Annotated in this window: 13 protein-coding genes; 4 read left to right on the top strand and 9 right to left on the bottom strand. The window is 60.5% G+C overall.

The features are described from left to right. Positions 1-118: 118 nt before the first annotated feature. Positions 119-925: an MOSC domain-containing protein gene (locus tag ACZZ0B_RS05915; RefSeq protein WP_463544584.1), complete on the top strand. Its 807-nt coding sequence runs from the start codon at positions 119-121 to the stop codon at positions 923-925. A 69-nt stretch (positions 926-994) separates the two neighbouring features. Here ACZZ0B_RS05915 and ppnP read toward each other — a convergent pair whose 3' ends face one another. The 8 genes from ppnP to ACZZ0B_RS05955 all read right to left on the bottom strand — a co-directional run bounded on the left by ppnP (position 995) and on the right by ACZZ0B_RS05955 (position 10,347). Further along, on the bottom strand, positions 995-1,279 hold the full coding sequence (ppnP, locus tag ACZZ0B_RS05920) for a pyrimidine/purine nucleoside phosphorylase (RefSeq protein WP_007940055.1): 285 nt from the start codon (positions 1,277-1,279) through the stop codon (positions 995-997). 105 nt (positions 1,280-1,384) lie between these two features. Beyond that, complete coding sequence (locus ACZZ0B_RS05925) at positions 1,385-1,927, bottom strand: 3'-5' exonuclease (RefSeq protein WP_008088215.1); 543 nt, start codon at positions 1,925-1,927, stop codon at positions 1,385-1,387. Positions 1,928-1,997: 70 nt separating this feature from the next. Then, positions 1,998-3,959 (bottom strand): acetyl/propionyl/methylcrotonyl-CoA carboxylase subunit alpha, encoded by a 1,962-nt coding sequence (locus ACZZ0B_RS05930; protein ID WP_463544585.1) that lies wholly within the window; start codon positions 3,957-3,959, stop codon positions 1,998-2,000. Between the two features lie 118 nt (positions 3,960-4,077). Continuing rightward, positions 4,078-4,875, bottom strand: coding sequence for an enoyl-CoA hydratase/isomerase family protein (locus tag ACZZ0B_RS05935; RefSeq protein WP_463544586.1), 798 nt, complete (start codon positions 4,873-4,875; stop codon positions 4,078-4,080). Then, positions 4,872-6,029, bottom strand: a complete 1,158-nt coding sequence (atuD, locus tag ACZZ0B_RS05940) for a citronellyl-CoA dehydrogenase (RefSeq protein ID WP_463544587.1) — start codon at positions 6,027-6,029, stop codon at positions 4,872-4,874. The genes ACZZ0B_RS05935 and atuD overlap by 4 nt, the downstream gene beginning before the upstream one ends. A gap of 31 nt (positions 6,030-6,060) precedes the next feature. Next, positions 6,061-7,677, bottom strand: a complete 1,617-nt coding sequence (gene atuC, locus ACZZ0B_RS05945) for a geranyl-CoA carboxylase subunit beta (RefSeq protein ID WP_463544588.1) — start codon at positions 7,675-7,677, stop codon at positions 6,061-6,063. Positions 7,678-7,680: 3 nt separating this feature from the next. Continuing rightward, positions 7,681-8,550: an SDR family oxidoreductase gene (locus ACZZ0B_RS05950; protein ID WP_008088204.1), complete on the bottom strand. Its 870-nt coding sequence runs from the start codon at positions 8,548-8,550 to the stop codon at positions 7,681-7,683. Positions 8,551-8,562: 12 nt separating this feature from the next. Further along, positions 8,563-10,347 carry an acyclic terpene utilization AtuA family protein gene (locus tag ACZZ0B_RS05955; RefSeq protein ID WP_463544589.1) on the bottom strand — a complete coding sequence of 595 codons (1,785 nt, stop codon included), beginning with the start codon at positions 10,345-10,347 and terminating at the stop codon, positions 8,563-8,565. A gap of 184 nt (positions 10,348-10,531) precedes the next feature. Between ACZZ0B_RS05955 and ACZZ0B_RS05960 the strand changes: the two genes are divergently transcribed. From ACZZ0B_RS05960 to ACZZ0B_RS05970, 3 genes are all read left to right on the top strand, one after another. Next, positions 10,532-11,155, top strand: coding sequence for a TetR/AcrR family transcriptional regulator (locus tag ACZZ0B_RS05960; protein ID WP_463544590.1), 624 nt, complete (start codon positions 10,532-10,534; stop codon positions 11,153-11,155). A gap of 92 nt (positions 11,156-11,247) precedes the next feature. Next, the gene (locus ACZZ0B_RS05965; protein WP_008088199.1) at positions 11,248-12,045 is read left to right on the top strand and encodes a substrate-binding periplasmic protein; all 798 of its coding nucleotides are present in this window, start codon (positions 11,248-11,250) and stop codon (positions 12,043-12,045) included. Positions 12,046-12,132: 87 nt separating this feature from the next. Beyond that, complete coding sequence (locus ACZZ0B_RS05970; protein ID WP_158833306.1) at positions 12,133-13,146, top strand: GNAT family N-acetyltransferase; 1,014 nt, start codon at positions 12,133-12,135, stop codon at positions 13,144-13,146. A 93-nt stretch (positions 13,147-13,239) separates the two neighbouring features. Here ACZZ0B_RS05970 and ACZZ0B_RS05975 read toward each other — a convergent pair whose 3' ends face one another. After that, positions 13,240-13,794: an RNA polymerase factor sigma-70 gene (locus ACZZ0B_RS05975; RefSeq protein WP_008088195.1), complete on the bottom strand. Its 555-nt coding sequence runs from the start codon at positions 13,792-13,794 to the stop codon at positions 13,240-13,242. Between the last annotated feature and the right edge of the window lie 348 nt (positions 13,795-14,142).

Below are 14,142 nucleotides of genomic sequence, written 5' to 3' on the forward strand. Positions count from 1 at the left end.
GGATAAATCCCCTCGCCACAAGGTCGAGTAGCAGCTGGAATCCAGTGTACCAATTGATGTTTTGATTCGTGCATGAAGCTCGTATAGGGTGGCGGTTTTATCCTCCAGGGAGCTGGCCATGCTGCGTCTGAGCGCGCTTTATCGTTACCCGTTGAAATCCGGCAAAGTCGATGTGCTGCAAAGCGTCGACCTCGACAAGCTGGGGCTTGATGGCGACCGACGCTGGATGCTCGTGGATGAAGCCAGCGGCCGCTTCCTGACCCAGCGCGCGGAAGCGAAGATGAGTCAGTTGTCGGCCCTGTGGAATGTCCAGGGCGGGTTGACCCTGAGCGCACCCCAACAGTCTTCCATCGAAATCGCCCTGCCAGGCGACGACGCCGAACTGCGCGGCGTGACGATCTGGCGTGATACGTTGCGCGTGCCGGATGCCGGTGACGAGGCGGCCCGTTGGGTCAGTGCGTTCATCGGCAAGCCGACCCGTCTGGTGCAGGTGCCGCTGGATCGTGCGCGTACCACGCAGTCAGGTTTTGGCAAGGATGATGATCAGGTCGCTTTTGCTGACGGGTTTCCGCTGCTGTTGATTGGTGAAGCGTCGCTGCAGGACCTTTCGCACAAGGTCGGGCGGCCGCTGGAGATGCTGCGCTTTCGCCCGAACCTGGTGATCGAAGGCAGCGAGGCGTATGCCGAGGACAGCTGGAAGCGGATTCGCATTGGCGACGTCGAGTTTCGCGTGGTCAAGCCGTGCTCGCGCTGCATCCTCACCACCATCGACCCGCAAACCGGCGAGCGCAGTGCCGATCGTGAACCCTTGGCTACCTTGCAGAAATACCGCGCCGAAGCCGATGGCGCGATGTTCGGCCAGAACCTGGTCAATGACAGCAATGGACGGCTTGAAGTCGGAATGCCGGTGGAAATCCTCGAGTAAGCCTCGCTGAAACGAAAAATGCCCGTGTCCTGAGACACGGGCATTTTTTATTGGGTGCAGCCGAGGGTTTTAGCCGCGGTATTCGCACAGGTAAGCGGTGTCGACGGCGACTTTCAGCTGGAACTTGCTGTTGGCCGGGACGTTGAACTGGCTGCCGGCGGCGAAGGTTTCCCAATCGCTGCTGTCGGGCAGTTTGACGGTCAGTGCGCCGGAGACCACGTGCATGATTTCACGCTGGCTGGTGCCGAATTCGTATTCGCCCGGGGCCATGACGCCGATGGTCGCCGGACCTTCAGCGGTGCCAAAGGCGATCGACTTGACGGTGCCGTCGAAGTACTCGTTGACTTTAAACATGGGCGATTCCTCGAAAAGGGCTAAAAAATGGAGGCGGCCAGTATGCACAAGGCTTTCGGCGCCGTCACCTGCCCGGCGCCTGTCCGGCGAGTTCTCGAATTGACCCTAGAGTGGCAAAACCAGCGGCAACAATCGCGCGGTGTTGCGCGCATCTTCCAGCGCCCGGTGTTGCTGACCGTTGAACTGCATGCCGGCCAATTGCAGCGCGCCGTTGAGGCCCAATGGCCGCTCCAGGCGCCGGGCCTTGGCAAAACGTTGTTTGAGGTTCATGTGCGGCACTTTGCTCAAGCCGCTGTCGATATTCAGACGCTGCCATTCCTGAAGCAATTGCTTGCGATCGTAGTCGCCCCAACTGGCCCAGCCTTCAAGCCGTGGCTGATGTTGCGCGAGCCAGCGCTCGAACGCCGGCCAGACCTCGGTCAACGGCTGCGCCGAGTCGATATTGGCTTGGGTGATGTGCGTCAGCTCACGACAGAACGGCGTCAGCAACGGCCGCCGTGTCGGTTTGACGAAGCGCTGGAAGTGATCCTGCTCGCGCCCGGCACGATCGACCAGCGTGGCGCCGATCTCGATAATTTCCATCTCGGTGACCGGCCAGCCACCCTCATCGGTGGTGGCTTCCAGATCTATGACCAGCCAGTGGGGCATCGCAGGGTTCCTGATTTGTGCGTTCTGATTATTCAGAGCGTAGCCAAACCCTGCGTTTGCGCTTGGCTGACTACTCCACCTGCAACAGAACCTGACGATTTTTTACCTGATCGCCAACTTTGACTTGCACCCGCTTGAGCACGCCGTCGATGCCGGCCTTGAGCGGGTGCTCCATTTTCATTGCCTCCAGTACCACCAGCAACTGACCCTTGCTGACCGGGCTGCCTTCGCTGACCAGTACGTCGACGATGGCGCCGTCCATGGGCGCTTTCAAGGTGCCGGAACTGACGCTGGTCTGACTGTCGATCACCGCGTGAGTTCGATCCTCCACCTGCAGGCTGCCGGGATGGGTGAACAGCCAGAGTTGTTCGCCATCGAGGTGATAAGGGTGAGTTTGACGCAAGCCGTCGACTTCCAGCGTCACCGACTGCGCATCGCGGTCGACTAGTTTCAGTTCGAGCGTGCGTTCGGCGACCTGCACCTTGAATACGCCGTGCGCTTGCGCGAGCAGTTGCAGCGTCCAGTTCTGCTCGTCGCGGCCGAGACGGTAGTGCAGCGCCACGTTGGCATTGTTGCGCCAACCGGACAGTGGCGCGCGGTGGCTGAGGGCACTGGTTTGATAAAACAGCACGGCGGCAATGGCCAGATCTTCAGCACTTGGCGAGTAAATGTGCAGGCTCGGGTGGTCGCTGAAATGCTGCGTGATGAACGCTGTGCTGAAGTCACCGCTGATGAACTGCGGATGCTGCAGCAGGCCGGCGAGCAAACGCTGATTGCTTTGCACACCCAGCAACACTGTGTCCTGCACTGCGCGCAGGAGTTTGCGCCGGGCCTCTTCGCGGGTAGCGCCGTGGGCGATCAGTTTGCCCAGCATCGGGTCGTAGAACGGGCTGACAGATTGCCCTGCAAGCAGACCATGATCGATGCGTGCGCCGCGCTGCAACGCCGGTTCCCACGCTTGTATGCGACCGGTTTGCGGCAGGAAATCTTGCGCGGGGTCTTCGGCGTAGAGTCGCACCTCCATGGCATGGCCGCTGAGTTGCACTTGGTCCTGAGTCAGCGGCAACGGTTGCCCCTCGGCGACCAGTAATTGCCACGCCACCAGATCCACTCCGGTGATCAGCTCGGTCACTGGGTGCTCGACCTGCAAGCGGGTATTCATCTCCAAAAAGTAAAACTGCCCGCGTGCATCGAGCAAGAATTCCACCGTGCCGGCACCCACATAATTCACTGCACGCCCGGCCTTGAGCGCGGCCTCACCCATGGCCTGGCGCAACTCGGCGGTCATCACCGGGCAGGGCGCTTCTTCGATGACTTTCTGATGGCGGCGCTGCACCGAGCAATCGCGCTCGCCGAGGTAGATCAGGTTGCCGTGTTGATCGCCAAACAACTGCACTTCGACATGCCGTGGTTCGATCAGCGCCTGTTCGAGGATCAAATCGTCGCTGCCGAAACCGTTCAACGCTTCGGAACGTGCGGTGCGCAACTGCGCCGGTAAATCCGCGGCATCGTGCACCAGGCGCATGCCGCGACCGCCGCCACCGGCGCTGGCCTTGATCATCAAGGGGTAGCCAATGCGTTCGGCTTCGCGCAGCAGGGTGACGTCATCCTGCTCGGCGCCCTGGTAGCCAGCGATGCAGGGCACGCCGGCTTCGAGCATGGCGATTTTCGAGCGGCGTTTGCTGCCCATCAGTTCGATGGCTTCGACACTGGGACCGATGAATGTCAGACCCGCCTGTGCGCAGGCGCGGGCGAACTCGGCGTTTTCCGAGAGGAAACCGTAGCCAGGGTGGATGGCATCGGCGCCGCTGTGACGGGCGGCGTCGAGGATGGCCGGGATGTTCAGGTACGACTGCTGCACGGGGGCGGGGCCGATGTGTACGGCTTGATCGGCAATTTGCACGTGCAGCGCGTTGGCGTCGGCGTCGCTGAAGACGGCGACGGTGCGGTAGCCCAAAGCCTGGGCGGTGCGCTGGATGCGGCAGGCGATTTCACCGCGGTTGGCGATCAGGATTTTCTGAATGGCAGGCATGGGCTGTTTCCTCGGAAGTTGCGTTGCATGTGCTGGCCTCATCGCTGGCAAGCCAGCTCCCACAGGTTTTGTTAACGACGCAAATTCCCTGTGGGAGCTGGCTTGCCAGCGATGCTTTTTAGGTAGCCCACCGCGGTTTACGCTTCTGCACAAAAGCCATGGTGCCCTCGATCCCTTCTTCGCTCGTCACCGCCTCGGCAAACCACTGCGCCGCTTCATCAAGCAAAGCTCCCGATGGCTGTCCGGCACTCGCCAATAACAATTGCTTGGTCATGGCATTCGCCTCCGGTGCACAACACAGCACGTGTTGCAGTACCTCATCCAGACGCTCGGCGAGGGCTTGCGGGTCCTGTTCGACAAAATGCACCAACCCCAGACGCCGAGCCTGATGCCCATCAAAACGTGCGGCGGTCAGCGCCAGTCGCCGCGCCTCGGTCAGGCCAATGCGCTGCACCACAAACGGCGCGATCTGCGCCGGCAGCAGACCCAGGCTGGTTTCCGGCAAACCGAACTGCGCCTGATGATCGGCAATCGCAATATCGCTGACACACGCCAGCCCAAAACCGCCGCCGAGCACTGCGCCTTGCAGCACCGTGATCAGCACTTGCGGCGCGTGCTGTGCTGCTTCCAGCAAAGCCCCGAACGCACGATTCAATTCACGATAAGCATCAGCGCCCTGAGCACGGGCACTGGCCATGTCCTTGATGTCGCCGCCAGCACAGAAATGTCCGCCGGCGCCGCTGAGCACCAGAGCGCGAACACTGCGGTCATCGCGTACCGACGAGAGCACCGCGCGCAACTCGCTGACCATTTGCAGGCTCATCGCATTGCGGCTGTCTGGGCGGTTGAGGGTGATGTGCAGCACGCCGCCATGCAGTTCCAGCAACAGCGTCTGGCATTCCGGCAGGCTGCTCATTTCTTTTTCCCCGGCAGGATGCCCATCAGTTTGCAGATGATCCCCAGCATGATTTCGTCGGCGCCGCCGCCAATCGACACCAGCCGCACATCGCGATAAGCGCGGGCCACCGGGTTGTCCCACATGAAACCCATGCCGCCCCAATATTGCAGGCAGCTGTCACTGACTTCGCGACCGAGGCGCCCGGCCTTGAGCTTGGCCATCGACGCCAGGCGCGTGACGTCCTGGCCTTTGATGTACTGCTCGGTGGCCTGATAGACCAGCGCGCGCAGGCATTCGATTTCGGTCTGCAATTCGGCGAGACGGAAGTGGATCACCTGATTGTCGATCAGCGCATTGCCGAAGGTTTTGCGCTCCTTGCAGTACTCGATGGTGCTGTCGACGCAGTACTCAAGGCCCTTGATCATGTTCGCCGCGCCGAACAGGCGTTCTTCCTGAAACTGCAGCATCTGCATCATGAACCCGGCGCCTTCGTGGCCGACGCGGTTGCGCTGCGGCACGCGCACGTCGTCGAAAAACACCTGCGCAGTTTCCGAGCTGCGCATGCCGAGCTTGTCGAGGTGCGAACTGAGGCTGATGCCCGGCGTGTTCATCGGCACCATGATCAGCGACTTGTTGATGTGCGGTTTATCGTCGGAAGTGTTCGCCAACAGGCAAATGAAATCAGCACTCGGCGAGTTGGTGATCCACATCTTGCTGCCGTTGATCACGTAGTCGTCGCCGTCCTTGCGCGCGGTGGTTTTCAGCCCGGCGACGTCGGAGCCGGCGCCGACTTCGGAAACGCCGATGCAGCCGACCTGCTCGCCGGTGATCGCCGGGCGCAGGAACTCTTCGCGCAATTCATCGGAGCCGAAACGGGCGAGGGCCGGCGTGCACATGTCGGTCTGCACGCCGATCGACATCGGAATGCCGCCGCAATGAATGGTGCCGAACTCTTCGGCGGCGACAATCGAATAACTGTAATCGAGGCCCATGCCGCCGAATTTTTCCGGTTTGGAAATACCCAGCAAACCGAGGTCGCCGGCCTTGCGGAAAATCTCGTGGATGGGAAAGCGTCCGGCCTTTTCCCATTCCTCGACGTGCGGATTGATCTCGTGCTCGACGAACTGGCGGACGGTACGGCGCAGGGCTTCGTGTTCCGGGGTGAAGATCATTTTTTATTGTTCTCCGTAAGATCCGTGGCGGTCAGAACCGGCTGACGCCGAAGCTGTTGGGTTGCAGCGTGCGAATGTCGGCTTCGTGGCAGATGTCCAGCAAGTAGCCGAGCAGGGTGCGCGTGTCGCGTGGATCGATCAGCCCGTCGTCCCACAGGTTGGCGCTGCTGTAGAGCGCGGTGGACTGGCTGTCGAGTTTCTGCGCGGTGACCTGTTCGAGCATGTCGAGCATCTTCGGGTCCGGCATCAGGCCGTCCTTGAGTTGTTTGGCTTCGGTGACGATGCGCAAGACTTTGCCGGCCTGCGCACCGCCCATCACCGCCGTGCGGCTGTTGGGCCAGGCGAAGATGAAGCGTGGATCGAGACCGCGTCCGCACATCGCGTAGTTGCCGGCACCGTAGGAACCGCCGACGACGATGGTCAGTTTAGGCACCCGCGCATTGGCCACCGCTTGAATCAGTTTCGAGCCGTGTTTGATCACGCCTTGCTGTTCCGATTCGGTGCCGACCATGAAGCCCGTGGTGTTGTGGAAAAACAGCAACGGCGTCTGGCTCTGATCGCACAACTGAATGAACTGCGCCGCTTTGCTCGCACCGTTCGGCGTGATCGGGCCGTTGTTGCCGATGAAACCGCAGGCGCGGCCCTGAATCTTCAATTGCCCGCAAAGGGTTTGCTGATCGAACTCGCCCTTGAATTCGAGAAAGCAGGATTCGTCGGCGATGCGCGCGATGATTTCGCGCACGTCGTAAGGCTTTTTCGCATCGTCCGGAATCAGCCCGAGCAGTTCGTCGATCGGGTAGAGCGGCTCTTTGTATTGCGGCTCCGGCAGCCATGGCAGCTGTTCATTCCATGGCAGCATGCGCAGGATTTCGCGCACCTGACGCACGCCGTCGGCATCGTTTTCCGCGAGGTATTCCGCCGTGCCGGCAACCTGCGCGTGCATCTCGGCGCCGCCGAGTTCTTCATCGGTGGCGACTTCGCCTGTGGCGGCTTTGAGCAACGGCGGGCCGGCCAGAAACAGCTTGGCCTTGCCGCGCACCACCACCACGTAATCGGACAAACCCGGCTGATAAGCGCCGCCCGCCGTGGCTGAGCCATGTACAACGGTGATCTGCGGCAAACCCATCGCCGACATCCGTGCCTGGTTGGCAAAACTGCGCGCGCCTTCGACAAAAATATCCGCCGCGTAATTAAGGTTGGCGCCACCGCTTTCAGCGAGGGTGATCACTGGCAGTTTGTTTTCCTGAGCGATTTGCTGCAGGCGCAGGGATTTTTTCAAGCCGCTGGGCGAGATGGTGCCGCCCTTGATCGCGCTGTTGTTGGCCACGACCATTGCGCGGATGCCACAGACGTAACCGATGCCGGCGATCAGTCCACCACCGGCCGAACTGCCGTCCTTGTCGTCGTGCAACTTGTAGCCGGCGAGGCTGGCCAGTTCGAGGAATGGTGCACCGGGATCTAGCAGCAGGTTCAGGCGTTCACGCGGCAGTAACTGTCCGCGCTTGTCGAATTTGGCTTTGGCTTCGGCAGCCTTGTTCAGCAGGTTCTGTTCGAGTTGCTGGACGTGTTCGATGGCTACGAGCATTGCCGCACGATTGCGCGCAAAAGCCTCGCTGTGCGGATCGAGTTGGGACTGGATCTGCGGCATGGCTTACTCCTTGTCCTTGAGCACGTCGGGTAAGTACGCGCGGTGAAAGCCGTTGAACGACTCACTGTGAGTGGCTTTGTGCAACGGCCAAGCACGGCTACCCAGACTCGCCGCGCCGTCGATTTTCAACGTGCTGCCACTGATGAACGCCGCTGCCGGACTGAGCAGAAACACAATCGCCGCGCTGACTTCCGATTCGGTGCCGATGCGCTTGAGCGGCACATGCTCGCGCAGGGTCGGGATCACCGCTTTGAACGCGCCTTCGTAAGTGTCCATGCCGCTGGAGGCGATCCAGCCCGGTGCCACGGCGTTGACCCGCACCCCGGCATAACCCCATTCAAACGCGGCGGTCTTGGTGAAGTTGTCCATGCCTGAACGCGCCGCGCCCGAGTGGCCCATGCCGGGCATGCCGCCCCACATGTCGGCAAGCATGTTGACGATGTTGCCGCCGTGTTTGCTCATCGACTGGTTGAACACTTCCCGCGCCATCAGAAAACCGCCGACCAGATTGGTGCGCAGCACGGTTTCGAAACCTTTCTGATTGATCGAGGCCAGCGGCGACGGGTATTGGCCGCCAGCATTGTTGACCAGGCCGTGAATCGGCCCGTGCTCGGCGATCAGCTCCTTGACCAGTTGCTTCACCGCTTCTTCATCGCGAATATCGCAGGCCTGCCAGTGCGCGCGGCCGCCGTCCTCGGCGATTTCGGCGGCGACTTTTTCCAGTTTTTCCGGTTTGCGCCCGACCAGCAGCACGTTGGCGCCGAGCGCTGCCAGTTCATGCGCGGTGCAACGGCCGATGCCGCTGCCGCCACCGGTGACGATGATGGTCTGGCCGCTGAACAGCTCGGCATTGAAAATCGACGCGTAAGCCATGCACACCATCCTCTAGTCGAGCTGTTCGGCGATGCTCTGCGGCACCGGGATCTGGATTTCCAATAATTGCTGGGCGAAGGCTTTGCCTTGCGGGTCGATGCGCAGACTGGCCACGCCACCACCGCCGAGGGCGTTTTCCAATAGAAAGTTGAGACTGTGGGTGCCGGGCAGATACCAGCGTTCGACCCGGCCGTGGATCGGGTCGAGCACGTGGCTCATCCAGTCGACGATCACTGCCGGGGTCAACGCTTCGGCGATCCACGGCAGGTATTCGGGTTTGCGCGGCAGCACGCCGATGTTGCTGTGATTGCCCTTGTCACCGGAGCGCGCCACGGCGAGTTTTATCAACGGCACACTGGCATCGGCGCGACCCTGAGGTTTCGGCGGTTGTTGGGCAATCGGCAAATCTTCGCTGTCGAGTGCGGCCAATGAGGGCAGGGCGCAAGGATGATGTTCACCGGCCAGATCGATCTGCAAGGTGCAGGCGTTTTTATCGATCAAGAACGAGAACAGACGAATCAGCGGGTACACGGTTGGCCGTCCGCCAACGATGCCGGTCAGCCCCGGTGCCATGCCGGTCGCAGCCTGTGCGATCTCTCGGGAGAACAACACCAGTGCCTGCTTGCTCGGATGCCGTACGGCGAGTTTGATCACCACTTCGCGGCTGTCGCGGCGTTGCCCGTGCGGGCCGTAAGTCGCTTCGCTGCCAAGCAGTTCGATGTGGGTTTCGCTGTAGGGCGCCCAGCCACGCTGGCTGAACATTTCGGCGGTCTTGTCGATGATCGCCTGACTGACGCGTTGCGCTTTTTCAACGGCGTCGATACCGGCGATCAAGCAACTGGCGGTGCAGCGAAAACCGTCCGGGTAGGTGGCGCTGACTTTGTATTTATCCGTCGGCGGCAGGCCCTTGGCGCCGTGAACATGCACGGCGTTCTTGCCTTGTTGCTGAAGTTTGACCTCGCTGAAATCGCAGACCACGTCGGGCAGCAGGTATGCCTGTGGATCGCCGATTTCATAAAGCATTTGCTCGCCGACCGTCAGCGGCGTGACCAGCCCGCCGGAGCCCTCGGGTTTGCTGACGATAAATTGGCCGTCGGCGCTGACTTCAACGATGGGGAACCCGATGTGCTCGTAATCCGGCACGTCGCGCCAATCGGTGAAATTGCCGCCGGTGCATTGCGCGCCGCATTCGATGATGTGCCCGGCCAGTGCGGCCTGGGCGAGTTTGTCGTAGTCGTGCCACGACCAGCCGAATTCGTGCACCAGAGCGGCGCTGACCACGGCGCTGTCGACCACCCGTCCGGTGATGACGATGTCGGCGCCCAGGCGCAGGGCTTCGACGATGCCCGGGGCGCCGAGGTAGGCGTTGGTCGACACGCACATCGGCGGCAGCGGGGCGCCGCTGAACATCTCAGTGATGCCAGTGAGTTGTTTGAACTGTGGTTGCAGGTCATCGCCGAGCAGCACGGCGATTTTCAGCTTGATGCCGGCCTTGTCGCAGATAGCTTGCAGGGCGGCGGCACAGGCTTGCGGGTTGACTCCGCCAGCGTTGCTGATGACGCGGATGTTCTGCTCGGCCAATTGCGGCAGCAGCGGCGTCAACACTTCGATGAAGTCGCCGGCGAAGCCTGCCTGCGGATCTTTCATGCGCGCGCCGGCCATGATCGACATGGTGATTTCGGCGAGGTAATCGAACACCAGATAGTCCAGATTGCCGCCGTCCACTAACTGCGCGGCGGCGGTCGAGGTGTCTCCCCAGAATGCACTGGCGCATCCGATGCGAACGGTAGTGGGCATTTTTATCTCCGACTCAGCAACCTGCGACAGAAGTGTCTGGAGGCTACCAAGCAAGCGCTTGGTTTGTAAACAGCTGAAACTATCTTCTGCCCAAGCGCTTGCTTGGTCGCGGCTGGCGGCTTAAATTGCGCGCAACCCTGCGGTTTCAGGGGGCAACAGACAGATCGACTGTAGGAGAGAACGGGTGGACGAGCAAAAAGCCCTGAGGGTCATGCGCCAATTGGTCGACCAAGGCCAGTTGACCGACCCGGACAGCGCCCGCGGCAAACTGCTGCAAGTGGCGGCTCACCTGTTCCGCAACAAAGGCTACGAGCGCACCACGGTGCGCGATCTGGCCGGCGCGGTCGGCATCCAGTCGGGGAGTATTTTTCATCACTTCAAAAGCAAGGATGAAATTCTCCGCGCGGTGATGGAAGAAACCATTCGCTACAACACCGCTTTGATGCGTGCAGCGCTTGCCGACGCCAGCAATGTGCGCGAGCGCGTACTGGCGCTGATCCGCTGCGAATTGCAGTCGATCATGGGCGGCAGCGGCGAAGCCATGGCGGTGCTGGTCTATGAATGGCGTTCGTTGTCCGAAGACGGCCAGGCGCAAGTGCTGGCGCTGCGCGACGTCTACGAAGAACTCTGGCTGCAGGTGCTGGGTGAGGCAAAAGAAGCCGGGTTTATCCGTGGCGACGTATTTATTACCCGACGTTTCCTCACGGGCGCACTGTCCTGGACCACCACCTGGTTCCGTGCTGGCGGCAGTCTGAGCCTTGATCAGTTGGCGGACGAGGCGTTGATTCTGGTCCTTGAGGAACGTTAAGGCACTTTCTATCGCGTCGGGAAACTGGCTAACTGGGCGAAACCGCCTAGCTTGAATGCATTGATCGGTATTTTTTCGGGGAGTGGGGTGTTTTGAAGTCTTCGCCAATTCGGACGGCTGCGGGGTTGATGCTCGCAGCGCTGGCTGCAATATGGGTATTGCCCGCTCAGGCAGCGCAACTGGTTCGGGTCGGCGCGGCGCATTTTCCGCCCTACACCATTCGCCCGGAAAACGGCGCCGACACCGGCCTGCTGCCGCAATTGGTCGAGGCCTTGAACCGTCTGCAAAGCGATTACCAGTTTGTGTTGGTACCGACCTCGATTCCTCGGCGTTTCGGTGATTTCAAGCAGGGCCGGATCGACATGGCGATCTTCGAAAACCCGGAGTGGGGCTGGAAGGAGATACCCCACACGGACGTCGACATGGGCCTTGAAGACGCGGAGATTTTCGTTGCGCAACGCGAAGACGGCCGCCAGCAGAACTATTTTGCCGATCTCACCGGCAAGCGACTGGCGCTGTTCAGCGGGTATCACTACGAATTCGCCAATTTCAACGCCGACCCGAAATTTCTTGCGCAGAATTTCAACGCCACGCTGACCTATTCCCATGACAGCAATCTGTTGATGGTGCTGCGCGGACGCGCCGACATTGCCCTGGTGACCCGTTCTTACCTGAGTGATTACCTGCTGCGCAACGAAAAGGTGCGTGATGAATTGCTGGTTTCCCAGCGCATCGATCAGGTCTACCACCACTACGCGATCCTGCGTTCGACCGCGCCGATCACGGGCGAAGCGTTTGGCAAGTTGCTGCAAGGCCTGCGCGACAACGGCGAGATGCTGAAAATCTTCGATCCGTACAAGATTGCCGTGGTCCCGGTGCCGCGCCACTGAGGGACTGATTTGGGCTTCAGGCCTAAATTTCCCTGCCCGGCTCACGTCCCATCGTTGAACTGTCGACGATTATCGTGAGCCCGACCCATGTCCAATCTGAATGACCTGACTGCCCTGGCCTTGCCCTCAGGCAGTCATCTGATCGCTGATGCAACCGAAAGCCGCCTCAGTCTGAGCCTCGACGGGCAGCCGCTGATTCGCTTGCGCCTGGATCGTCAGGCCAAAGGGCCAATCCAGCTCGATGAGCGTTTTGCCTTGCCACCAGGGCAAGCCCTGTGGGCGGCCTGTTATTGGCTGTTTGCCCGTGATCCCGAATGCCAGCAATTGACCTGGCAGCTGGATCAGCCGCCGACCGAAGCGTTGCTCAGCGGTTTGCTGGTGAGCACTGAGGTCGCTGGCGAATATCGCTGCGAACGCACGCTGTTCTGGCAATTGCCGCAACCGTGGCTCGGCACTTCGCTTACCGGCAACTACCCGCAGCAAATGGTCATCAGCGATGGCAAGCGCCATCCACTGCGACCGGTGAAACCGCGCGGTGAAGTCTATCGGCGTTTCGATGCGCGACTGGGCGCGTGGATTTCCCTGCGTACTGTCGAAATCGAAGAGGATCTGCCGCGTTTCAACCGCTGGCAAAACAGCCCGCGCGTCGCCAGTTTCTGGCAGGAAGAGGGCAGCATCGAGAAGCACCGCGAATACCTGAGCAAACTCGACGCCGACCCGCACACGTTGACCTTGATCGGCTGCTTCGATGATCAGCCGTTTGCCTATTTCGAAGCCTATTGGGCCAAGGAAGATCGCATCGCGCCGTTCTACGACGCCGACAATTACGATCGTGGCATTCACATGCTGGTCGGTGAAGAAGATCATCGCGGCCCGCACAAAGTCGCGAGCTGGTTGTCGGCGCTGGTGCATTACCTGTTTCTGGATGATCCGCGCACGCAACGCGTGGTCGCTGAGCCGCGGGCCGATAACGCCAAGATGATTGGCCACATGCAGAACCAGTGCTTCCACTGCGAGAAGGAATTCGACTTCCCGCACAAGCGCGCGGCGTTGATGATTCTGGGGCGTGAGCGGTTTTTTGATCGGTGCAAGCTGGCTTGAAGTGACCTGAAAGCAAAAGATCGCAGCCTGCGACCGGGTCCTCATGTAGGAGCTGCCGCAGGCTGCGATCTTTTTCTATCTGAAGAAGCGGTCTCAGCGGCGACCGGCAATCACCGCATCCCGACGGCTGCCCGAGACCTTGCGGCAGTGCACCAGCGCATCACGAATCATGAAGTTGACCAGGGTCGGCGAGACCCCCAGTTCCTTGGCAATGTCTTTCTGCGGCACACCGTGCAGGCGATACATCTCAAACGCATAACGGGTCCGGCTTGGCAGCTCGGTCAGCGCGTCGGCGATGTGTTCCAGGGTGGAGAAATTGATGTGCGAGGTTTCCGGCGAAGCACCCTGAATGACCACGTTCAGCCCTTCCTCTTCAGGGCCGGAGTATTTCTGTTCCAGCGCCTGTTTGCGGTAGTGATCGATGGCGAGGTTGCGCACGATCTGGAACAGATAACTCAGTTGAGCCTTGATCGACGATGTGATCGGCGGCGCCGACTGCAGTCGGAAAAACGCATCCTGCACCACATCTTCGGCACGTGACCGGCAGCCGGTAATGCGGGCTGCAATTTTGACCAGAATCAGTCGATTGTCGACGAATGCCTGAAGTAGCGGTGAATCGCACCTGCTTGTGGATACTTGTTCCGTCATGGAAATCACCTTGCTGCCAAATAGGTTAGTGGGACGCCTTGGGGGGACGGGGCCGTCCTACACATCGAGCGACAAATTATGTTGAATGATAATGATTGTCAAATGAGAAAAAGAACTAATGATCCAAATCGGTGCGTTGTGAGAACTGCGACACGCCGCCGCATCCCGGCCCCATTGGCGATCCAGCCTGCCGACTAATTATTTCAAGACGTCATCCGTTCTCATTGGTGAATGGTTCCGGGTACCGAGCCCGGCCAGACAGCATTCCCAAGCCTTGCGCGGTCGGCACAGACCGCGCCCTGCATGCCCAAGAGGGGCGTGACACAGCAACCCGATTCCACTCGCAAG

It is taken from the genome of Pseudomonas sp. AC247 (assembly GCF_979258015.1).